Raw genomic sequence first — 21,297 nt, forward strand, 5'->3', positions numbered from 1 at the left:
GACGGTCACTGGGACCCTTCCTGATCAGTGTTTGGAGAAACGGGAGACGCGTAGCGGCCTTGACCTCGGAGTGGTTCGCCGCGGGTGAGGCAGCTCAGCTCGCCCACGATGAAGGAACCGAGCCGGGCGATCTCTCGCCCAACTGCGCCGGCCATGTGCGGGGTGAGGACGACGCCGGGCAACATATATAGCGGGTGGCCCGCCGGCAGGGGATCTGGCTCCGTGACGTCGAGGACCGCCCTGATACGCCCGGCGCGGATTGCCTCGACAAGGGCGTCCTGGTCGACGACGGCGCCGCGCGAGGTGTTGATGAGCGTCGCGCCGCCACGAAGGACGGCAAGCTCGGCGCTGCCGATCATCCCGGTGGTCTCCGGCGTAACGGGGACGTGGAGCGTGATTGTATCGCTGCGGCGAAGCAACCCGTCCAGGCTGGTGAGCTCCGCGCCGAGGGAGCGGGCGTCGTCGTCTGTGATTGTGGGGTCCGCAACGAGGACCTCGAAATCGAAGGGACGCAGGAGCTCGAGCACCCGCCGGCCGATGCGGGACGCACCCACCACACCGACCGTGCGGCCGTAATTGCCGGCATCGGCGAACTCTGCCTCGCGGTCGATAAAGGCCTGCCGTTCCCGGTATAGCCGCTCAGCGCGAACGAGGTCCTTTCCTGCGGTCAGGATGGCGGCGAGTGTGTACTCGGCGACCGGCTGGGCATTGTCTTCGCCGGCATCCGAGAGGGCTATTCCGCGCCGAATGGCGGCATCGACGTCGATAGCGGCCCGAGCGTCGCCGCCTGCCTGGAGTACGGCAACCAGGTGCGGCGCGCCGACGAGGTGCTCCTCCTCGAGGCGGGGCGCACCCCAACCGGAAACTACGACGTCGGCGACGGCCAGCTCATCGCGGGCGGAGGGAGCACTCCAGTCCAGCACGATGTCCTTGGCGACGTCAGCCACGACAGCCAGCTCCTCCCGGACAACGGGCGGGAAGATGGCCTCCACTAGTTGTTGGCTCCCAGCGGCGACCACCACGCGGGGCCGGAAGCTTGGGCCACCTTGGACGGCACGGATCGGGACCATGAAACCTCCTCATCGGGGTTCAGAAGGGAGCTTTCTTCAGCGAGAAACTCCGGTCGGGCAAACGATTTCCTGAAGTGTAGCTGTTGCGTGGGTCACAAGCAAACGTTATCCCACTGCCCTGATCTGGCGCGGGTGGAGGCTGTCGAAGTACCGCCTGGGACGTCGGTAGCTTGACACAAGTGTGATGCAGGTTCGATAATGGGGATAACGTTTTCCCCTTCCCGCGATGACGTCGGTGGCAATGAAGCGATTGCTGACGGGTGCCGTGGCCTTCGCCACGGCGTCAGAAGCCCGCATCTTTTCCACGTGGTCGTACGCCTCATGACGATGGGAGCTACCACGATCGGTTCTTGTTGGCCATCATCCCGTTGGCGATATTCATGATCGCCACGCAGCGCTACTGGAAAATCGGCGTCACATTCGGAGCCGTCAAATAGAATGCCTGGTACCAAGCGGTGAAAACGATTGCCTGCTATGTCGCCTGCGCCGCGGCTATGAAAGGAAATGGTATTACGCTGTGAAGGTGACCACGGAAACTGCCCCCGCAAAGCGGAAGGTGCCAGTACTCGGCGATGTGGCCAAGGCCGCCGGCGTGTCTGTGCCGACTGTCTCACGCGTGCTCACCAGCAGTAAGTACGTAGCCCCGGAACTCCGTGAACGCGTCATGAAGGCTGTAACCGATCTCGGCTACCGCCCCAATGGCGCTGCCCGTGCCACAAGGTCCGGTAAGCGCTCCATGGTGGCCGTCCTGACGGGAGCCACTTCCAATTACGGCTACGCCAAGACGATCGAAGGTGTTGAAAAGGCCGCCCGGCAAACGGGAATGTCCGTCATCATCGCGGTAGTGGAATCAGATGAAGAGGATGCCGTCAACGCAGCGATCGATCTCGTCCTCTCCCAGCCGGTGGCGGGAGTCATCGTCCTCGAATTCGACAGGCCTGGCTTGGCCGCCGTGAAGGCCTTCCCCAGCACCATCCCATTGGTTGTGGCGGGCGGCGGAACGCGCCGCCCTAAGGGAACAACGGGTGCGCTAATCGACGAGCGCGGAGCAGGGCGGGACGCCACTAACCATCTCTTGGAGCTGGGCCACAAAACTGTGCACCATGTCGCCGTGCCCACGATGGGCAAGCATTCCGGGCGCACAGAGGGCTGGAAGGCCGCCCTGGAGGCAGCCGGCGCCGAGGTCCCCCCGATCCGTCACGCCACTTGGGACCCTGCCAGCGGCTACGCCGTCGGCCAGGAACTCGCTGCCCGCGACGACGTCACGGCCGTCTTCTGCGGGAATGACGACGTCGCAATCGGCGTCATGCGGGCATTCATGGACAGCGGCAAGCGGGTCCCGGAGGATGTGTCGATCGTGGGCTTCGACGATCAGCCGCATGTGGCATTGTGGCGCCCGGCCCTGACCACGGTGCGCCAGGACTTTCAGGATCTGGGAGCCCGTGCATTCACTCTGTTGTCGTCAACGATCGACTCCGGGGAACCGTCCGGTTCGTCGACAGTAAGGCCGGCACTCATAATTCGGGACTCCACGGCTGCCGCTAACTGACGGCCCACACAGGAGCACCCGCCAACGGCGGCAGCGAAGTCACGTAAGCGAAGTCACGTATTAGATTACGAAGCAAAAAGGGCCCGTAGGGTACGCCAATGATTGGCGTACCCTACGGGCCCTTTCAGAGAAGTTCGGCATCCGCGGATGCGCGACGACCTTGAGTACGACGGCGGTACGCAACTCAGTGCCAGAGGCACCTGTTGGTTGCGACAGCTATCCGATGCGGCGGGTGTCTACCTCGTCGTCATCGTCTTCTGCGTACTTGTCCTCGTAGTCGGAGTAATCCGGCTCAGGGAGATCTTCTGCGAAGTGGCTCGTGGCACGACTTCCCGGACCCGTGAGCTCTCGCTGAAGGGCCGAATAGTCAGTGTTCGGGGAGTAGTACTTAATATCCCGAGCCTGCTTGGTAGCTTTTGCCTTTTGACGGCCGCGCCCCATGGCGTGACCCCCTTTTGTACTCGGACCGGAGGTGGTCACCTTGGCTATCGGTGAGGCCCCGGAATGTTTGGTCAATTTGTCGTATGTCTAGATTACATGCTTTCGAGAGCAACTGCTTGCCACGGCCGGGGGCTGGACTGTGTCGCCCGCGTGGATTCGCGGATTGCGCCGTCCTTTGCGCGGAAAAGTTGGGTAGAGTCACCCTAATTGCGGCCCGCGGAAGGCACGGAAGGAAGGCGCAGACGCGAATATGAGCCAGGACAGCATGCTCCCCGGCGACACTCCTCCACGGCGCACGTCCCCAGGGGATGGCGCTGTGTGGGCAGACGCAGCGGACACTGCGCAGGACCGCCGCGCGCTGCGCCAACGCCTGATCATCGGCGGGATCATCGTCGTCTTCATGGTCCTGATCGGCATCACCATCTCGGTGCTGCTGGACAAGTTCGGCACGCACCAGGAAACGGTGGCCGACGCACCGGCGGTCCCGCAGCCCCGGCCTGTGCTGCCGGTGGTCCTGGAAACCAAGAACTTCCAGGTGGGCGACTGCTTCGTGAACTTCAACCCGGACGCCCCCACCTCCGAGGCGGTGGCCTGCACCGCCGGCCACTCGGCGCAGCTGGTGGCCATCAGCCGGTACCCCGACGACCAGGTCTACCCAGGCCGTGAAGGCCTCAAGAAGCGCACCCTGGAGACCTGCCAGGCAGCCACCCTCTCCGACAAGCAGAACAACTACGTGCTCACCTACCAGCTGGTGTACCCGAGCTCCACCAGCTGGGACAAGGGCGACCGCCGCGTGGACTGCTTCGTGATGGTCAGCGACGGCAACACCATCAAGGACGATCTCTTGCCGAAGTAGCGGCTACTCCTTCCGGCGCACCGTGAGCCCGGTACCCACCGGCGCACCGCCGTCGGGCCCTGACAGGGCCTCAAGCCCCTCGATGGTGAGTTCGTCGACGTCGGCGGCAGTGTCCACCAACACGGTGTCGCCGTCCATGATGTGCCCCGACAGGATCTCCTTGGCCAGGCGGTCGCCGATCTCGCGCTGGACCAGGCGGCGCAGCGGCCGCGCACCGTAGGCGGGATCGTAGCCGGACATCGCCAGCCAGGCCCGGGCGCCGTCGCTGACCTCAAGGCTGAGGCGCCGGTCGCGCAGGCGCTTGGTCAGCTCGGCCACATGCAGCTCCACGATCCTGGCGAGCTCGTCCACGCTCAGGGCGTCGAACAGCACGATCTCATCGAGCCGGTTCAGGAACTCGGGCTTGAAGGAGGCGTTGACCACCGCCATGACGGCGTCCCGCTTGGCCTTGGCGTCGAGCACCGGGTCCACCAGGAACTGGCTGCCGTGGTTGGACGTCAGCACCAGGATGGCGTTCCGGAAGTCCACGGTGCGGCCCTGACCGTCGGTGAGGCGGCCGTCGTCGAGGACCTGCAGGAGGATGTCGAAGACCTCGGGGTGGGCCTTCTCCACCTCGTCCAGCAGCACCACGGAGTACGGGCGGCGCCGGACGGCCTCGGTAAGCTGGCCGCCCTGCTCGTAGCCCACGTACCCGGGAGGCGCACCGACCAGCCGGGCCACGGAGTGTTTCTCCCCGTATTCGGACATGTCGATCCGCACCATGGCGTGTTCGTCGTCGAACAGGAAATCGGCCAGGGCTTTGGCGAGCTCGGTCTTGCCCACGCCGGTGGGGCCCAGGAACAGGAACGAGCCGGTGGGCCGGTTGGGGTCGCTGATGCCGGCACGGGCACGGCGGACGGCGTCGGACACCGCGCCAACGGCCTTGGACTGGCCGATCAGGCGCTTGCCCAGTTCCTCCTCCATATGCAGGAGTTTCTGCGATTCGCCCTGCAGCATGCGCCCGGCCGGGATGCCGGTCCAGGCGGAAATGACCTCGGCGATGTCGTCCGCGGTGACTTCCTCGGCCACCATGAGCTCGGGCTTGGCGCCCCCGCCGGCCACCCGGGCGGACTCTTCCTCCGCGGCGTCGCTGAGCTCGTGTTCGAGTGCCGGCAGCTCGCCGTAGAGAATGCGCGACGCCGATTCCAGGTCGCCTTCGCGCTGGAACTTCTCCGCGGCGGAGCGCAGCTCGTCGATCTTGGCCTTCAGGTCACCCACCCGGTTGAGCCCGGCCTTCTCGGCCTCCCAGCGGGCGTTGAGGGCGGCGAGCGCCTCCTTCTTGTCCGCCATGTCGGCGCGGAGCGCGGCGAGGCGGTCCACGGAGGCGACGTCGGTCTCACCCTGCAAGGCCAGTTCCTCCATGGTGAGGCGGTCCACGGAACGGCGCAGCTGGTCGATTTCCTCCGGCGCCGAGTCGATCTCCATGCGCAGCCGGGAGGCGGCCTCGTCCACGAGGTCGATGGCCTTGTCCGGGAGCTGGCGGCCGGAAATGTAGCGGTTGGAGAGCGTAGCCGCGGCGACCAGGGCGGAGTCGGCGATGGCCACCTTGTGGTGGGCCTCGTAGCGTTCCTTAAGCCCGCGGAGGATGCCGATGGTGTCCTCCACGCTCGGCTCGCCCACGTAGACCTGCTGGAAGCGGCGTTCCAGGGCAGGGTCCTTCTCGATGTTCTCGCGGTACTCGTCCAGCGTGGTGGCACCGATCAGCCGCAGCTCACCGCGGGCCAGCATGGGCTTGAGCATGTTGCCGGCGTCCATGGCGCTGTCACCGGTGGCCCCGGCACCCACCACGGTGTGGATCTCGTCGATGAAGGTGACGATCTGGCCCTCAGAGCCCTTGATCTCCTCGAGGACGGCCTTGAGGCGTTCCTCGAACTCACCGCGGTACTTGGCACCGGCAACCATCGAGGCAAGGTCGAGGGCAATCAGGGTCTTGCCGCGCAGGCTCTCCGGGACGTCCCCGGCCACCATGCGCTGGGCCAGGCCTTCGACGACGGCGGTCTTGCCGACGCCGGGCTCGCCGATGAGCACCGGGTTGTTCTTGGTGCGGCGGCTCAGGACCTGGATGACGCGCCGGATTTCGCTGTCACGGCCGATCACGGGGTCCAGCTTGCCGGAACGGGCCACGGCAGTGAGGTCCATGCCGAATTTCTCGAGGGCCTGGAAGGTGTTTTCCGGGTCCGGGGAGTTGACCTTGCGGTCTCCGCGGACACCCGGCAGGGCGGCGAGCAGCGCCTCATGGGAGGCTCCGGCGTCGCGCAGTATCCTCCCGACGGCCTCGCTCCCGCCGGAGAGCCCCAGCAGGAAGTGCTCGGTGGAGACAAAGGAATCGCCGAGTTTCTCGGCCTCGTTCTGGGCAGCCTGGATGGCCTGCATGGATTGGCGCGAGAGCTGGGCCTGCTGGACGGAGGATCCGGAGGAGGCGGGCAGTGCTTTGATGGCGGTGCTGGCCTGGACGCTGACGGCGTCAGGATCGGCGCCGGTGGCACGCAACAGCGCGACGGCGACGCCCTCCCGCTGGTCCATGAGCGCCTTGAGCAGGTGGGCCGGCTCCAGCTGGGGGTTGCCGGCCGTGGAGGCGTTCATGGCGGCCGCGGAAAGAGCCTCCTGGCTCTTGGTGGTGAATTTGACGTCCAAAGAGAGCTCCTTTCGGGAATCTGCCGTGTTCAAAGTTGAGTCTACTATGCTCAACTTTGCGGAATTGCCCTCTACGCCCAATGTTTGCCGACGGCGAAACGGGTGTCCAGCGCCGGGACCTGCAATGTGGAAATCCGCGCCCCGGCACCCCTGCCGCCGAGGCGAGGGAAGCCCTAGGATCATGCTGTGACCGGCGGGAGGAACCCCGCAGGCACACCAAGACAAGGACGTACCGTGAAGAAATTTGTGGTTCTGTACAAATCTCCCAAGTCGGCCGCAGAGGCCATCGCCGAAGCCAGCCCTGAAGAGGCCGAAGCCGGCATGAAAATGTGGACGGACTGGGCGGCCAAGGCCGGCGACGGCCTGGTTGACTTCGGCACACCGCTTGGTGCAGCCAAGGTCATGAACGGCTCCTCTGTCTCCGATGGCGATGCCACGCTGGGCGGCTACAGCATCGTCCAGGCCGAGGACTTGGACGCTGCAGTGGCCCTCATGGAAGGCCACCCGCACTTCATGTCCGGCGAAGGCGCCGAAATCCAGGTCATCGAAACCCTCGAGATTCCGGGGATGTAGCCAAACGGTGGGCGCCCGGGCCTGCCTTCCCCGGCGCCCTCCAGGCTGCATCCCGCCCTCTTGCCGGGGCCCGCCCTCTAGGCTGGCATCATGAATTCGATCGCCACAGCGGCAGAACTGGAAGAACTGATAGGCCTCCCCCTGGACCGGACGCGCCGGAAGGTCCGCAGCACGCTGAGCGACTTTGACCGGCAGTGGCTCGCCGCGAGCCCCTTCTGCGTGGTCTCGACGGCGGACGCCCAGGGCCGTGTGGACAGCTCGCCCAAGGGTGATCCGGCAGGGTTCATCCGGGTCCTGGACGACTCCACCATCGCCATCCCGGAGCGGCCGGGCAACAAGCTGGCCTTCGGCTTCCGGAACATCCTGGAAAACCCGAACGTCGGCATCTTGTCCGTGGTTCCGGGCCGCACGGACACGCTGCGGATCAACGGGCACGCCCGGATCGTCAGTGACGCGGACTTCTTCGACGACATGGTGGTGAGGGGGCACAGGCCCCGGGCCGCCGTGGTGGTTTCAATCGAGGAAGTGTTCACGCACTGCGGCAAGGCGTTCCTGCGCAGCGGCCTATGGGAACCAGGGACCTGGGGCGCCGAGGACCTGCCCTCCATCGCACTGCTGTCCAGGACCTACGTCCAGCCCGAGACGCCGTTGGCCGACATCGAGGCCTACTACGGCCCCAACTATGCGGAGCGGATTTACCAGGAGTAGTCACGCCGGGTAGATGGACACCAGCCCGGCCTTGATCACGAAGTAGACGGTCATGCCCGGGGCCAGGCCCAGGTCCGCCGAGGCCGCCGGCGTGATGTCGGCAGAGAGTTCGCCGCCGCGGACGCGGATCTGGTCGCCATGCGGCTCCAGGTCCGTGATGGTGACGGGGAAGGAGTTGCGCGGGCTGCCGTGCGCCTCGGTCAGGAAAACGGACACCGCCGACGGCGGGAAGACCGCCACGCCGTCGGGTCCGGAAGCGTCGGGTCCGGCTGCGTCGAATCCAGACTCCAGCGGGCCGGGCACGTCGTCGAGCTGGCCTGCGAAGACCTGGCCGGACGGGGTTCTGATCCCCTCCAAGGTGATGGTGCCGGCCACGAGGTTGAGCCCCGCCAGCCCGGCGGCAAACCTGCTCCGCGGCCGACCCAGGACCTCGCGGGTGGGGCCCTCCTCGGTGATGCGGCCGCCCTCCAGCACGATCACCCGGTCGGCCAGCATCAGCGCGTCCAGGACGTCGTGGGTGACGATGATGGCGCGCCGTCCGGCCAGGACGTGCCGGAGGAGCCTGCGCAGCATCGGTGCCGCGTGGATGTCCAGGGCAGCCATGGGCTCGTCCAGGAGCAGCAGCTCCGGGTCGGCGGCGAGGGCCCTGGCCACGGCCACGCGCTGGGCCTGGCCGCCGGACAGCTCGCCGGGGCGCCGGGAGGCCAGGGGCAGGGCGTCCACTTCGGCAAGCCAGTGCCGGGCCGTTTCCCGGGACGCCGCCCGGGAGGCGCCGGCGCTGCGGGGGCCGAAGGCCACGTTGTCCAGGGCGCTCAGGTGCGGAAACAGCAGGGGTTCCTGGGCCAGGAGGGCGGTGCCGCGCTGGTGCGGTGCGCTCCAGGAATGCGGCCCAGGGCCGAGTTCGAACAGCGTCCTGCCGCCGATGCTGGCCCGGCCGGCGTCGGGCCGGAGCAGTCCCGCGATGACCGCCATGAGCGTCGATTTCCCGGCCCCGTTGGGGCCCAGGATGGCCACGGTTTCGCCGGAACCCACCGTGAGGGAGACGTCGAAGCCGCGGGCCCGGAGTGTCGCTTCCAGGGTGAACGTCACTGGGCCGCCTCCGCGGGGACGCCGGCGCGGCCGCGCCGGTAGCTGAGCCCCACCACAATGACGGCCACCGCCACAAGGACCAGTGACAGCGCGACGGCGGCATCGGCGTCGGTCTCGCGCTGCAGGTAGATTTCCAGCGGCAGGGTCCTGGTCACCCCTTGCAGGCTGCCCGCGAAGGTGAGGGTGGCGCCGAATTCGCCCAGGCTCCGGGCGAAGGACAACACGGCTCCGGAGGCGAGTCCGGGCAGGACGAGCGGCACGGTGACCCGGCGCAGGACCGTGGTGGGCCGGGCGCCGAGCGTCGCGGCCACGGCTTCGTATTTGCTGCCGGCCGTGCGCAGGGCGCCTTCGAGGCTGACCACCAGGAAGGGCAGGGCCACGAACGTCTGGGCCAGGACCACCGCCGTCGTCGAGAACGCTACCTGGATCCCCGCGACCTCGAGGGACTTCCCCAGCAGGCCCTGCCGCCCGAAGGTGTAAAGCAGCGCGATGCCGCCGACGACGGGCGGGAGGACCAGCGGCAGCAGGACGAAGGCTCGCAGCACCCGCTGCCCCGGAAACTGCCCCCGGGCCAGGACCAGGGCCAGCGGCACACCGAAGACGATGCACAGGAGCGTGCTCGCTGCGGAGGTGCGCAGGCTCAGGCCGAGGGCCGTGAGGGAGGCATCCGAGGTGATGAGCGGGATGAACTGGGGCCAGTTGACCTTGGCCACCATGGCGGCCAGGGGCAGCAGGACGAACAGGCCGCCTGCCGCGGCGATGGCATACACCCACCGCGGGATGGCCTGGTACGCACTTTGGTTGGCGTGATCCATGTGCTCCCTACGGTGTGCCGAACCCGGCGTCGCCGAGGGTCTTCTTGCCTTCGCTGCCGGTGACCAGCGCGATGAACGCCGCTGCCAGCTCCTTGTTCTTGCTCGAGCCTACTGTGGCGATCGGGTACGTGTTGACGGCCCTGTCCGACTCGGCGAAGGGGATGCCCTTGACCTTGTCCCCGGCGCCCTGGACGTCGGTGGCGTAGACCAAGCCGGCGTCGGCTTCTTCCGAGGTGACCTTGCCCAGGACGTCGGTGACGGACGATTCCTCGCTGACCGGGTTGAGCGTGGTCCCGGTCGCCTTCTCAACAGTGTCCGTGGCGGCACCGCACGGCACTTGGCTGGCGCAGAGCACCACCTTGACGCCGGGCCTGGCCAGGTCCGCAAAGGAACTGATCGACGCCGGGTTGGACGGCGGCACGGCGATGGTCAGGACATTGGTGGCGAAGTTGGCGGCGGTCCCGTCGAGGAGCTTGGCGTCGGCAAGCTTGGCCATGTTCTTGGTGTCCGCCGAGGCGAAAACGTCGGCCGGGGCGCCCTGGGTGATCTGGGTGACGAGGTCCGAGGAACCGGCGAAGCTCAGGACCACCTTGGTGCCGGGGTTCGCTGCTTCGAAGTCGGCGGCCAGCTTGGTGAACGTGGCCTTCAAGGAGGCGGCCGCGAACACTGTCACGGTGCCGGAAAGCTTCGGGGACTCGCTGACTGTTCCGCTGCCGGTCCCCACCGGAGAAGGAATGCCGGCACAGCCAGTCAGGCCCGCTGCCAGGCCGGCCGCCACGGCGCCTGCCACGAACAGGGCGGTGACGGTCTTGCGGGGGATCCTCATACAATGCTCTTTCCCTGCGGCGTTTCAATGATGACGGTGGTGGCCTTGACGACGGCGGTGGCCACGGAACCGAGCTCGATCCCCAGCTCGCGGACGGCTTCGCTGCTCATGAGCGAGACCACGCGGAAGGGCCCGCACTGCAGTTCCACCTGGGCCATGACCTTGTCTGCGGTGATTCCGGTGACCAGTCCGATGAAGCGGTTGCGGGCCGAGCTGCCTGCCCGCGAGGGGTCCTCCGGGAGCTGGGCCTGGGCGCGGGCCACGTGCGCCAGTTCCAGCCCGTCCACCACCAGGCGCCCGGACTCGTCCTTGTGCCCGGTGAGGGTGCCGTTCTCGGTCCAGCGCCGGACGGTATCGTCGCTGACGCCCAGGAAACGTGCGGCCTCTGAAATTCGTATCTGCGGCATGGAATCAGCATAGATCCTCAAATGCGGATAAATCAGATCAATATCGACGCAAACGAAATATGACCGCTGGGCGTCCTGGCACGGCCACCGGACGGCCCCCGCACCGTCGCCGGGCATGGCCGTCCGAAAATGTACGCCTTGCCTGTGGCTCCCCGGGCGCGGCAGCCGTATCGTTTCTGGTGGAGGGCAGGGCCATGGACGCGGAGGAGCGTCATCATGGAACTGATCCGGCCGGACAGCCCGGACTACGACGAAACACGTAGGCTTTTCAACGCGATGATCGACCGGCGCCCGGCGGTCATCGCCCGGTGTTCTGATCCCGGCGACGTTGCCGACGCCCTGGCCTACGCACGCAACAACAGGCTGGATGTGGCGGTCCGGGCCGGCGGCCATTCGGTCGCGGGCATGTCCACCAACGACGACGGCCTGGTGGTGGATGTCAGGCCGATGAAGTCGATCAGCGTGGACCGCGGAAACCGCACCGTCACCGTGGGTGCGGGCGTGACCTGGGGCGAGTTCGACCGTGCCACCGAGGAACACGGCTTGGCCACCACCGGCGGGCGCGCGTCCACTACAGGCGTGGCCGGCTTCACGCTGGGCGGCGGCTCCGGATGGCTGGAGCGCTCGTACGGTTTCGCCTGCGACAACCTGCTCGCCGTGGACCTGGTGACGGCCGACGGCGGTCGCGTCACCGCGAGCGCCCAGGAGAACCCGGAGCTGTTCTGGGCCCTGCACGGAGGCGGCGGCAACTTCGGCGTCGCCACGTCCTTCACCTTCGCACTTCACGAGCTCGGCCCCACCGTGCAGGCGGGACTCATGCTCTTCCCCGGCGAGGCCGCAACGGACGTCAGCCGCGGATTCCGGGACATCGCGCTGGCAGCCCCCGACGCCGTCGGGACGGCCTTGATCTACCTCACCGCCCCGCCGGAAGAGTTCGTCCCCGAGCACATGGTGGGCAAGCTGGCACTCGGTGTGGCGTACCTTTATGCGGGCGACGCCGACGACGGCGCGATCCATGCCCTGCCGTTCCGGGACCTGGGCCCCACCGTGGACCTCGTGGAGCCCATGGGCTATGCCGACTTCCAAAGCATGCTCGACGACCCGCCCGGAATGTACAACTACTGGAGCGCCGACTACCACGACGAGCTCTCCAACGATGCCCTGGACCTGTTCGTGGACTCGGCCCAGCGCCTGCCGGGCGAACACTCACAGCAGCTCATCGCACGCTGGGGCGGGGCCGTGGGCGGCCCGGCAGCAGCCTCCACTCCCCTGCTCAACCGCAACGCGGCCTGGGTGAGCCATCCGTTCGGGCTGGCGGCTACCCCCGAAGGCGGGCAGGAAGCCAAGGCCTGGGTCAAGCAGTTCCGCCAGGGCATCGCCCCGTACTCCAACGGCGGGGTGTGGCTGAACTTCATCGGGCACGAGGGACAGGAGCGCATCGTGGCCGCCTATGGCGAGGACAACTACAAGCGCCTGGCCTGGGTGAAGCGCGAGTTCGATCCGGGGAACGTGTTCCGCGGCAACCAGAACATCCTCCCGGCCGAGGGCTGAATCCCTCGATTCCCTGACGGGGGACCCGGCCAGGCAGGCCGGAGGCAGGACTACACTTTGGCCATGGTCGTGTATCTGGATCCGCCGATGTGGCCCGCGCACGGGACAGTATTCTCGCACCTCATCTCGGACGATTCGCTCGAGGAGCTGCACGCCTTCGCCGCGGCCGCACAGATCCCGGAGCGGGCGTTCGACGGCGACCACTATGACGTCCCCGAGCGCCGCTACAAGGACCTCGTGGCCGCGGGCGCCGTCCCCGTCGAGGCCAGCGTGCTGGTGCGCAAGCTCATCGCCAGCGGGCTCCGCATCCCCGCCCGCGGACGCAGCAAGTCCCTGACCGTTCCGCTCATGGCCCGGTGGAACCAGACGTTCCCGGGCCACAAGGCGCTCGGCCGGGAACTGCTGGAGCGCTGGGGCGAGGACGGCCGGAGCTACCACAGCCGCACCCACCTGCTCGCCGTGCTGGAAGCCTTGGACCTCCTGACGGAGCCGGCGCTTCCGGCCCGCCGGGTGACCCTCGCGGCCTGGTTCCACGACGCCGTCTACGAGGGCGTTGCCGGGCAGGACGAGGAGGATTCGGCGCGCCTGGCCGAGGAGAAGCTCAGTGCCGCCGGCCTGCCCGCCGAGGACGTCGCGGAGGTCGCCCGGCTGGTCCGGCTCACGGCCAAGCACAATCCGGAACCGCACGACGCCGCCGGTGCGCTCCTGTGCGATGCGGACCTGTCCGTGCTGGGCGGCGAGCCGGACGAATACGCCCGCTACCTGGCCGCCGTCCGGCAAGACTACGCACATGTCAGCGACGACGATTTCGCGAAGGGCCGCGCCGCCGTTGTGCGCCACCTGCTGGCCCTGGACCCGCTCTTCCACGGCGAGCGCGCCAAAGAACTGTGGCTGGATGCCGCACGCCGCAACCTGGCCGCCGAGCTGGAATGACGCAGCAGCCCAGCCCGCAAGAACCCGGCGCGCAGCCGCATGCGGCGCACCGGCAGCTTCCGTACACCGTCCGCTTCGAATGGGGGCTCGACGGCGCCCGGGCCGTTGCGCCGCAGGCGGACCTTGCCGTGGTGGTGGACATCCTGTCCTTCACCACGTGCGTGAGCGTCGCCGTCGACCGCGGCGCCGAGGTGCTGCCGTATCCGTGGAAGGACGTCTCGGCGGAGGATTTCGCGGCCCGCCATGGCGCGGAACTGGCCGGCCCGCGGGGCTCCGGGGGCCTGAGCCTTTCGCCGGCCAGCCTGCGGGCGGCGCCGGTGCTGCGGAGGGTGGTGCTGCCGTCGCCGAACGGTTCGGCCATCTGCCATGACCTGTCATCCGCCGCGCAACTGCTGGCCGCCGTGTCCCTGCGCAACGCCGCAGCGACGGCCGAATGGGTGGTGGCCACTCTGCCGCCCGAGTCGGTGATCGCGGTAATCGCAGCCGGGGAACAATGGCCGGACGGCTCCCTGCGGCCGGCCATGGAAGACCAAATCGGTGCCGGCGCCTTCCTTGCCGGGCTGGCAGCGGCAGGCCTCGGCGGCTTCTCGCCGGAGGCCGTGTCCGCCGCGGCCGTGTTCGACGCAGCCGAGCCGCGCCTGGCCGACATCCTGCGGGAGTGTTCCAGCGGCCGCGAGCTGATCGGCGCGGGCTACGCGGACGACGTCGAGATCGCCGCCGAACTGGACGGCAGCTCCGTGGTGGCCTTGCTGCGGGACGGGGCGTTCCGGCAGGAGCACCGGAGGATGGACCCATGACACACATTCGTCGCTTCGACCATGTCGGCATCACCGCTGCCGACCTCGACGCGGCGACGGCGTTCTTCTTCGGGCTGGGCCTCGAGGTCGAGGGCCGGAGGGGATCATCGTGGCCCTGGCTGAGCGGATCGACTGACCGCGTTCAGCTGCGCCCTTGCTACCCCTTGTCCTCGATCCAAGCCCTGATCACGGCTTCCAGCGCCGGCTTCTTCGACTCGAAATCGGCGTCGTCCACGAAACGCGCCACACGGGACACCTCGCCGTCGCCCTCCAGCAGGCCCAGCTCGTCCCTGATCGAGGCTCCCAGATGGAACATCAACGTGACGTTCTTCTTGGCCCGCGGAAAGAACGAGGCGATGTTCCCTTTGAAAATGAAGGTGGGCGCCTGCCACTTGACGGCCTCGGAGACCCGGGGGTCGACGTCGAGAATGAACTCCCGGATCCTGGCCACCAGTTCGCGGTGGGGGTTTTCGTAGGCCTGGAGCCAGCTGTCCACCTCGGGGTTCCGGTTGCTCATGGCAGCACCATATGCCCGTCCATGCATGAGCGGGACCCTGCCGGGCTTGCGCACGACTCGTATCATGGACATATGACCTCCTACCTCTCTCCGACGAATGGCAGCGCGCGTGGCAGCGCGCTCCCCCAGGCCCGTCCCGACGTCGAGCATGTCCTGGCGGTGCGCGGCACGGAAGGCTACCGGCAGTACCGCATCCCGGCCCTCGCGGTCAGCACGAGGGGCACGCTCCTGGCCGCCTACGACGGCCGGCCCAACCTGGACGACCTCCCCAACCCCATCGACCTCCTGCTGCGCCGCAGCACGGACAACGGCCGCACCTGGGGCGGGCAGCAGCTGGTGCGTACGGGCGCGGGGCTCAACGGCTACGGCGATCCGAGCCTGCTGGTGGACGCCGAGACCGGCCGGATCTTCATGTTCCACGCCGCCGGGACGCACGCGGGCTTCTTCGAAGCCATCGCCGGCCTGGAGCCGGACGACGACGTGCAGCATGCCGACGTCAGCTTCTCCGACGACGACGGCGCCACCTGGCAGCACCGCCGGCTCACCGAACAGCTCAAGCTGGGTCAGCCCGACGCAGGTCCGCCCGACGCAGCACAGCGCGAACGCGGCATCACCGGCCTGTTCGCCTCGGCGGGCCAGGGCATCCAGGTCCACACCGGCCCGTTCAAGGGCAGGCTGGTGCAGCAGTATGTGCTTCTGGTGGACGGCGCCATCATGGCCGCCTCGGCCTACAGCGACGACCACGGCGAGAACTGGACCCTGGGCGAACTCATCGGCACCGGCCCGGACGGCGTCGGGCCCAACGAGAACAAGGTGGCCTGCCTGGACGATGGCCGGCTGCTGCTCCATTCGCGCGCCACGCCGCGCCGCCTGGCGGCCGTGTCAGAGGACGGCGGGCAGAACTGGAGCCCGCTGCGGCCCGTGGAGGACCTCCCGGACCCCAGCGACAACGGCTCGCTGGTGCGCTTCGACGGCCTGCCGACTGTTTCCGCGCGGGCAGCCACGGCCACTGATGCCTGGCTACTCGCCAGCAACAACCAGGACACCCACCTGCGCCGCAACACCGTGCTGAGCCTGTCCCCGGACAACGGCGCCAGCTGGCCAGCCAAGCTGCTCCTGTGCGAGGGCAGCTCGGCCTACTCCACGGCGGCCCGGCTTCCGGACGGGAACATCGGGGTCCTGTACGAGCGGCAGGGCTACCGCGAAATCGTGTTCGCCTCGGTGCCCGCGGAGCAGCTGACGGAGCAGCTTGCATCGGCTGAACCGGTACCGGCGCCCGCGCCCGCCGCGCCCGCGGCCCGGCCCGCTGGCCTCGTCTTCCACATGGAGCTGCGCTCCATCACCCCCGGGCGCCCCGCCGTCTGGCGGAACGCCAGCGAGTTCCGCGTGATCCGCTCGGACAGCGACGGCGAATGGGACGTGCAGACCTGGAAGGAAATCGGCCAGGGCTACACGGAGCAGGACCAGGTCCTCGGCACCCGCGAGGCCCAGGACCTCAACTACGGCGCCATCATCCCGGGCTACAAGGCCGGGGACATCCTCGCCTTCACCGGGCGGGTCCGCAACGAGGGCACCCGGCCGGCTTCCGGCGTCGTACTCCACGGCCCGCACGCGAACGCGGCGGACTTCCCGCCCGCGGACCTCTTGCCGGGCGAGCAGGCACTCTACTTCACGCCTGTCTACACGGTCACGGAAGCGGACCTGGCCCGGGACACACTGGCGCTCAGCTTCACGGCAGAGGCCGACGGCGGCGCTGTGCGTTTGGAGCGCAGTTTCAGTTTCGATCTGCCCACCGGAGCGGTGGTTGCTTCCTAGCGGTAGGTGCTGACGAACGGCCGGTTGCTCGGGACGATCTGCTTGCCAAGCGGCATGAGCGAGACGGGGATGAGCTTCAGGTTGGCGATGGCCAGCGGGATCCCGATGATGGTGACGGCCATGGCGAAGGCCGTGACCACATGCCCGATCGCGATCCAGATGCCGGCCACCAGCAGCCAGATCACGTTGCCGAGCAGCGGGAACACGCCGCTTCCGCCGGGCTTCTCCACCACCATCCGGCCGAACGGCCACAGCGTGTAAGCGGCGATCCGGAAGGACGCGATGCCCCACGGGATGGTGACGATCAGCAGGCAGCACACGATGCCGGCCATGAAGTACCCCAGCGCCAGGACGAAGCCGCCGAAGACGAGCCAGATGATGTTGAGCAGCGTTTTCATGTCTCAATTCTCCCGCGCGGGACGCCCCGAAAGCCTAGGGGTATGCCCTGAGTCGCCCCTGATCTTCAGCGCTGCCGGCCGCACTACACGGTGGCGTACGGCAGCCGTTGAGGCTCGGTCAACTGCGCGTCCAGTTCCTCGGACGTCGGCGGATTGGCGCCCGGGCGGCTCACGGTGATCGCGGCGGCCCTTGCCGCGGTCTGTCCGATGGTTTCGAGCGCGGCCGGCACAAATGCTTCTTCACCGCGGGCCAGCAGCCCGAAGATGAGGGCTGCCATATACGAATCGCCGGCGCCGATGGTGTCGGCAACCGTGGTCTTCACGGAGGGGATGCTGAACCGGGCGCCGGGGGTGGCGAGCAGGGCGCCGTCGGCGCCCTTGGTGATGACGGCCAGGCCCGCGCCATGTTCCAGCAGGCGGGAGACGACGTCGTCCGGGGACAATGCCGGGTAAAGCCATTGCGCATCTTCGTCGCTGAGTTTAACCACGTCCGTGAGCGGGAGCAGATCCTCGAAGAGGGTGAGTGCCTCGGCATGGCTGCCCAGGAGCGCGGGTCGGATGTTGGGATCGTACGTGACCAGGCAGGACCGGTGGCACTGCTCGAGGAGCGTGCGGACGGTGCTGGCCCCTGGTGCCAGGAACGTGGCGATGGAGCCCGTGTGCAGGACCTTCGGGACCGTGGCCGGTGCCACGTGTGCCAGTTGCCAGGCGATGTCGAAGTCGTAGCTGGCGGAGCCATCTGCGGCCAGCGTGGCGGTGGCGGTTGCTGTCCGTTCGAGGGACGTGGATCCGGGAAGAAGCCTCACGCCGGCGCTCTGGAGATGGTTGCTGATGGCGGTGCCGTGTTCGTCCTCGCCGATCGCCGTGAGCAGCCCGGTGCGGACGCCGAGCCGGCCAAGGCCGTAGGCGACATTGGCCGGGGACCCGCCCGGATAGCTGATGGACCCTTCGGGGGCATTGACGATGTCGATCAGGGCTTCGCCGATGACGATGGCGTCCAGCTGGTCGTGGGCGGGGCTGCCCGGTTGAGGCTTCTGCATCTGGGTTCTTTCTTCGGGTTTACCGGCGGGGAATCCCGGTATGGATCCGTCCGCGGACCTGTAGCAGGTCCGCGGACGGGGAGGGGGATCCCGAGGGCGGGAGGTGCTGCGCGACCTCTTAGGCCTTGGCTGCGCCTGTCATGATTGCGACGGCGTCGGTCATGCTGTGCGACTGCGGAGTGATGGTGGCCGCGCACTTGCCCAAGCGCTGGATGTGGATCCTGTCGGCCACATCGAACACGTGCGGCATGTTGTGGCTGATCAGGATGACCGGCAGGCCGCGGTCTCGCAGGTCGCGGACGAGCTGGAGGACCTGGTTGGATTCGCGGACGCCCAGGGCCGCCGTCGGTTCGTCAAGGACGACCACCTTGGAGCCGAATGCCGCCGCGCGGGCCACGGCGACGGCCTGGCGCTGGCCGCCGGAGAGGTTCTCCACCGGCACCGTGACGTCCTGCAGGGTCGAGATGCCCAGCCGGGTCAGCTCTGCCTTGGCCTTCTTGCGCATGCCTTTGGTGTCGAGCATCCGGAACAGGCTCCCCAGGGGGCCGGGGAGACGTTCTTCACGGCCGAGGAACAGGTTCGAGGCGACGTCGAGGGCCGGCGAAACGGCGAGGTTCTGGTAGACCGTTTCGATGCCGTGGACGCGGGCGTCCTGCGGGCGTTTGAAGTGCACCTGCTGTCCCGATACATAGAGCTCCCCCGTGTCGGGAACCTCTGCGCCGGTGAGGCACTTGATGAGCGTGGACTTGCCGGCACCGTTGTCGCCGATGACGGCCAGGACTTCGCCGGGGTACAGGTCCAGGCTGACGCCGTCGAGGCCGACGACACGGCCGAAGGTCTTGACGAGGTTCCTGGCCCTGAGGATGGGCTCACGGGTTTCGGTGCGGGGGGCTTCAAATTCTGTCATGGTCATGACTTGACCTTTCGGATCCACTGATCGACGGACACGGCAATGATGATCAGGATGCCTACGGCGAGGGTCTGGTAGAGCACGTCCAGGCCGGCGAGGGAGAGGCCGTTGCGGAAGACACCTACGATCAGCGCTCCGAGCAGTGAGCCCCAGATGGAGCCGCGGCCGCCGAAGAGGCTGGTCCCGCCGATCACGACGGCGGTGATGGAGTCCAGGTTCAGGTCGACGCCGGCGTTGGGGCTGGCGGCGTTCGTGCGGCCGATCTGGATCCAGGCGCCGACGGCAAGGACTGCACCGGCGGCGAGGTAGACGCTCATCAGGACGCGGTTGACGGGGATGCCGGCCAGACGGGCCGCCTCCTTGTCATCGCCCACGGCGTACACGTGACGTCCCCAGGCCGTCTTGCCCAGGATGAAGGCGACTGCGACGTAGAGCAGGAGCATCATGACAACACCGGTGGAGATGCGGACCGGTCCGATCGGGAAAGTGCTTCCCAGCCAGGTGAGGATGCCCGGCATGGCGGATCCGCGGACGGTGCTGCCACCGGAGTAGAGCAGGGTCAGGGCGATGAAGATGTTCAGGGTTCCGAGGGTGACGATGAACGGTGGGAGCCGGAATCTGGTCACCAGGAAGCCGTTGAGCGCTCCGGAACCTAGACCGACGACGAGACCGGCGATGAGCGCCAGCGGTCCGGGGATACCGTTGCCGACCGCGATCTGGGCAATCACCATCGAGGACAGGATCATGACCGCGCCGACGGAGAGGTCGATGCCGGCGGTCAGGATGATGAGGGTCTGGGCGATCGCCAGGGTGCCAACTACTGCGACCTGCTGGGTGATCAGGGACAGGTTCTCCACGCGCAGGAAGCGGTCGTTGAGAAGTCCGAAGACCACCACTGCGATCAGCAGGACGATGGCGGGGCTGAGGGCAGGGTATCGGTGGAGAACGTTGCGGATTCTGCTGAGAGGCGTCTGGCGGTCGAGGAATTCCTCGGCCAGGTCAGCATGCCCGGCGCTGGGCGGGCCGGCGGTCTGTTGCTGGGTCACTGTATTGCTCCTGAACTTCCATGTTCCGTAACTGTCGTGCTGGACGTGCTGCGGGGAGACACCGTTGGCGCGTCTCCCCGCAGAAGGGAGGCGCTACTTGCCCCAGCAGATGTCCCCTGCTGCAGCGGTGGTGATGCTCTTTACGCCGTCGGCGGGCTTGTCAGTGACGAGCTCGACGCCTGTGTTGAAGAAGTCCAGGCCCTCGGAGTTGGCCGGCTTCTTGCCGGTCTTTGCAAGCTCCACAATGGCCTTGACGCCCAGTTCGGCCATCTTGACCGGGTACTGCTGGGCCGTAGCGCCGATCACGCCGGACTTGACGTTGTTCACGCCTGCGCAGCCGCCGTCAACGGAGACGATGAGGACGTCCTTTTCCTTGCCCGCGGACTTGAGTGCCTCGTAGGCGCCGGCAGCGGCGGGTTCATTGATGGTGTAGACAACGTTGATGTTCGGGTTCTTGGAGAGCAGGGTCTCCATGGCCGTCCGGCCGCCGTCTTCGGCGCCCTGGGAAGCCTGGCTGCCGACGATTTCGTAGTCGCCGCCCTTGCCGCCGGTGTACTTGCCGGTCTTGGCCTCGTCGCCGTTCTTCTTCTTGTCCGCGGTGTCGATGCCCAGGCCAGTCAGGAAGCCCTGGTCCCGGTTGTAGTCCACCGAGACAACCTTGTCGTCGAACAGGTCAATCAAGGCGATCACGGCCTTCTTGCCCGCAAGCTGCTTGGCGGTCCACTTGCCGATGAGCTCTCCGGCGTTGAAGTTGTCCGTGGCGAAGGTGATGTCAGCGGCGTCGGCCGGGTCCGGCGGGGTGTCCAGGGCGATGACGAACAGGCCTGCGTCCTTGGCCTTCTTCAGCGCATCCACCACGGACGGTCCGTTGGGGGTGATCAGGATGCCCTTGTCGCCCTTTGAGATAGCATTTTCGATCGCCTGGATCTGGGTGTCCTCGTCGCCGTCGGCCTTGCCCGCGGCCAGCTTGAGGTCCACACCATCCGCAGCGGCGGCCTTCTTGGCACCGTCCTGCATGGAGACGAAGAACGGGTTGGACGTGGTCTTCACAATCAGCGAAACGCCGATCTTGTCCGACGAGGAACCGCCGGTGGAGCCGGTGGCAGAGCTGTTCCCGCTGCAGGCCGTCAGGCTAAGGCTGCCGAGTGTCAGGACGGCGCCGACGGCGAGCAGGCGGCGTGCGACGGTCCGCTGGGCTGTGGAACTCAACATTGAATCTCCTGTTTTCGGGGCACCGATTGTGCCTGACAACGATGTCATGCATCATGTAACCAACGTCACAG

21 protein-coding genes are annotated in these 21,297 nt (G+C 67.4%); 8 read left to right on the plus strand and 13 right to left on the minus strand.

The window, feature by feature from the left end:
- Nucleotides 1-5 precede the first annotated feature (5 nt).
- Nucleotides 6-1,070: a hydroxyacid dehydrogenase gene (locus tag NVV90_RS18020; RefSeq protein WP_258438612.1), complete on the minus strand. Its 1,065-nt coding sequence runs from the start codon at nt 1,068-1,070 to the stop codon at nt 6-8.
- A 523-nt stretch (nt 1,071-1,593) separates the two neighbouring features.
- Here NVV90_RS18020 and NVV90_RS18025 point away from each other — a divergent pair.
- Nucleotides 1,594-2,619, plus strand: a complete 1,026-nt coding sequence (locus NVV90_RS18025) for a substrate-binding domain-containing protein (protein ID WP_258438613.1) — start codon at nt 1,594-1,596, stop codon at nt 2,617-2,619.
- A gap of 216 nt (nt 2,620-2,835) precedes the next feature.
- On the opposite strand, the gene NVV90_RS18030 is transcribed toward NVV90_RS18025, so the two are convergent.
- On the minus strand, nt 2,836-3,060 hold the full coding sequence (locus tag NVV90_RS18030; RefSeq protein ID WP_207616740.1) for a DUF3073 domain-containing protein: 225 nt from the start codon (nt 3,058-3,060) through the stop codon (nt 2,836-2,838).
- Between the two features lie 250 nt (nt 3,061-3,310).
- Between NVV90_RS18030 and NVV90_RS18035 the strand changes: the two genes are divergently transcribed.
- Nucleotides 3,311-3,916, plus strand: a complete 606-nt coding sequence (locus NVV90_RS18035; protein ID WP_258438614.1) for a septum formation family protein — start codon at nt 3,311-3,313, stop codon at nt 3,914-3,916.
- Nucleotides 3,917-3,919: 3 nt separating this feature from the next.
- Here the strand turns inward: NVV90_RS18035 and clpB are convergent, their stop codons facing one another.
- Nucleotides 3,920-6,589, minus strand: coding sequence for an ATP-dependent chaperone ClpB (clpB, locus tag NVV90_RS18040; protein ID WP_258438615.1), 2,670 nt, complete (start codon nt 6,587-6,589; stop codon nt 3,920-3,922).
- Between the two features lie 234 nt (nt 6,590-6,823).
- Between clpB and NVV90_RS18045 the strand changes: the two genes are divergently transcribed.
- Both NVV90_RS18045 and NVV90_RS18050 read left to right on the plus strand, forming a co-directional pair.
- Complete coding sequence (locus NVV90_RS18045) at nt 6,824-7,162, plus strand: YciI family protein (RefSeq protein WP_258438616.1); 339 nt, start codon at nt 6,824-6,826, stop codon at nt 7,160-7,162.
- Between the two features lie 90 nt (nt 7,163-7,252).
- Nucleotides 7,253-7,870 (plus strand): pyridoxamine 5'-phosphate oxidase family protein, encoded by a 618-nt coding sequence (locus NVV90_RS18050; protein WP_258438617.1) that lies wholly within the window; start codon nt 7,253-7,255, stop codon nt 7,868-7,870.
- Here the strand turns inward: NVV90_RS18050 and NVV90_RS18055 are convergent, their stop codons facing one another.
- Genes NVV90_RS18055 through NVV90_RS18070 form a run of 4 tightly spaced genes read right to left on the minus strand, consistent with a single transcriptional unit; the run spans nt 7,871 to nt 11,007 of the window.
- A complete protein-coding gene (locus tag NVV90_RS18055) occupies nt 7,871-8,959 on the minus strand; it encodes a sulfate/molybdate ABC transporter ATP-binding protein (protein WP_258438618.1) in 1,089 nt (362 codons plus the stop codon).
- A complete protein-coding gene (locus NVV90_RS18060; protein ID WP_258438619.1) occupies nt 8,956-9,774 on the minus strand; it encodes an ABC transporter permease in 819 nt (272 codons plus the stop codon). Before NVV90_RS18060 ends, NVV90_RS18055 begins: the two co-directional genes overlap by 4 nt.
- 7 nt (nt 9,775-9,781) lie before the next feature.
- Entirely contained in the window at nt 9,782-10,600 is an 819-nt protein-coding gene (gene modA / locus NVV90_RS18065; RefSeq protein WP_258438620.1) for a molybdate ABC transporter substrate-binding protein, read from the minus strand.
- Nucleotides 10,597-11,007 carry a molybdopterin-binding protein gene (locus tag NVV90_RS18070; protein WP_258438621.1) on the minus strand — a complete coding sequence of 137 codons (411 nt, stop codon included), beginning with the start codon at nt 11,005-11,007 and terminating at the stop codon, nt 10,597-10,599. Before NVV90_RS18070 ends, modA begins: the two co-directional genes overlap by 4 nt.
- A gap of 216 nt (nt 11,008-11,223) precedes the next feature.
- Between NVV90_RS18070 and NVV90_RS18075 the strand changes: the two genes are divergently transcribed.
- From NVV90_RS18075 to NVV90_RS18085, 3 genes are all read left to right on the plus strand, one after another.
- Nucleotides 11,224-12,558, plus strand: coding sequence for an FAD-binding oxidoreductase (locus NVV90_RS18075; RefSeq protein WP_258438622.1), 1,335 nt, complete (start codon nt 11,224-11,226; stop codon nt 12,556-12,558).
- 63 nt (nt 12,559-12,621) lie between these two features.
- A complete protein-coding gene (locus NVV90_RS18080) occupies nt 12,622-13,491 on the plus strand; it encodes a DUF4031 domain-containing protein (RefSeq protein ID WP_258438623.1) in 870 nt (289 codons plus the stop codon).
- Nucleotides 13,488-14,288: a 2-phosphosulfolactate phosphatase gene (locus NVV90_RS18085; RefSeq protein ID WP_258438624.1), complete on the plus strand. Its 801-nt coding sequence runs from the start codon at nt 13,488-13,490 to the stop codon at nt 14,286-14,288. Before NVV90_RS18080 ends, NVV90_RS18085 begins: the two co-directional genes overlap by 4 nt.
- Nucleotides 14,289-14,445: 157 nt before the next feature.
- Here NVV90_RS18085 and NVV90_RS18095 read toward each other — a convergent pair whose 3' ends face one another.
- Nucleotides 14,446-14,805, minus strand: a complete 360-nt coding sequence (locus tag NVV90_RS18095) for a DUF1801 domain-containing protein (protein WP_258438625.1) — start codon at nt 14,803-14,805, stop codon at nt 14,446-14,448.
- Nucleotides 14,806-14,877: 72 nt separating this feature from the next.
- Here NVV90_RS18095 and NVV90_RS18100 point away from each other — a divergent pair, with 72 nt between their 5' ends.
- The gene (locus NVV90_RS18100) at nt 14,878-16,620 is read left to right on the plus strand and encodes an exo-alpha-sialidase (RefSeq protein WP_258438626.1); all 1,743 of its coding nucleotides are present in this window, start codon (nt 14,878-14,880) and stop codon (nt 16,618-16,620) included.
- Here the strand turns inward: NVV90_RS18100 and NVV90_RS18105 are convergent.
- The 5 genes from NVV90_RS18105 to NVV90_RS18125 form a co-directional block, all read right to left on the minus strand.
- A complete protein-coding gene (locus NVV90_RS18105) occupies nt 16,617-17,018 on the minus strand; it encodes a YccF domain-containing protein (RefSeq protein WP_258438627.1) in 402 nt (133 codons plus the stop codon). The two genes, NVV90_RS18100 and NVV90_RS18105, sit on opposite strands and share 4 nt — an antisense overlap.
- An 83-nt stretch (nt 17,019-17,101) precedes the next feature.
- Complete coding sequence (locus tag NVV90_RS18110; RefSeq protein WP_258438628.1) at nt 17,102-18,058, minus strand: carbohydrate kinase; 957 nt, start codon at nt 18,056-18,058, stop codon at nt 17,102-17,104.
- Nucleotides 18,059-18,176: 118 nt separating this feature from the next.
- Nucleotides 18,177-18,971: an ATP-binding cassette domain-containing protein gene (locus tag NVV90_RS18115; protein ID WP_258438629.1), complete on the minus strand. Its 795-nt coding sequence runs from the start codon at nt 18,969-18,971 to the stop codon at nt 18,177-18,179.
- Nucleotides 18,968-20,014 carry an ABC transporter permease gene (locus NVV90_RS18120; RefSeq protein ID WP_258438630.1) on the minus strand — a complete coding sequence of 349 codons (1,047 nt, stop codon included), beginning with the start codon at nt 20,012-20,014 and terminating at the stop codon, nt 18,968-18,970. The genes NVV90_RS18115 and NVV90_RS18120 overlap by 4 nt, the downstream gene beginning before the upstream one ends.
- 93 nt (nt 20,015-20,107) lie before the next feature.
- Complete coding sequence (locus NVV90_RS18125; RefSeq protein WP_258438632.1) at nt 20,108-21,226, minus strand: substrate-binding domain-containing protein; 1,119 nt, start codon at nt 21,224-21,226, stop codon at nt 20,108-20,110.
- Nucleotides 21,227-21,297: the final 71 nt, after the last annotated feature.

It is taken from the genome of Arthrobacter sp. CJ23 (assembly GCF_024741795.1).
Classification (GTDB): domain Bacteria; phylum Actinomycetota; class Actinomycetes; order Actinomycetales; family Micrococcaceae; genus Arthrobacter.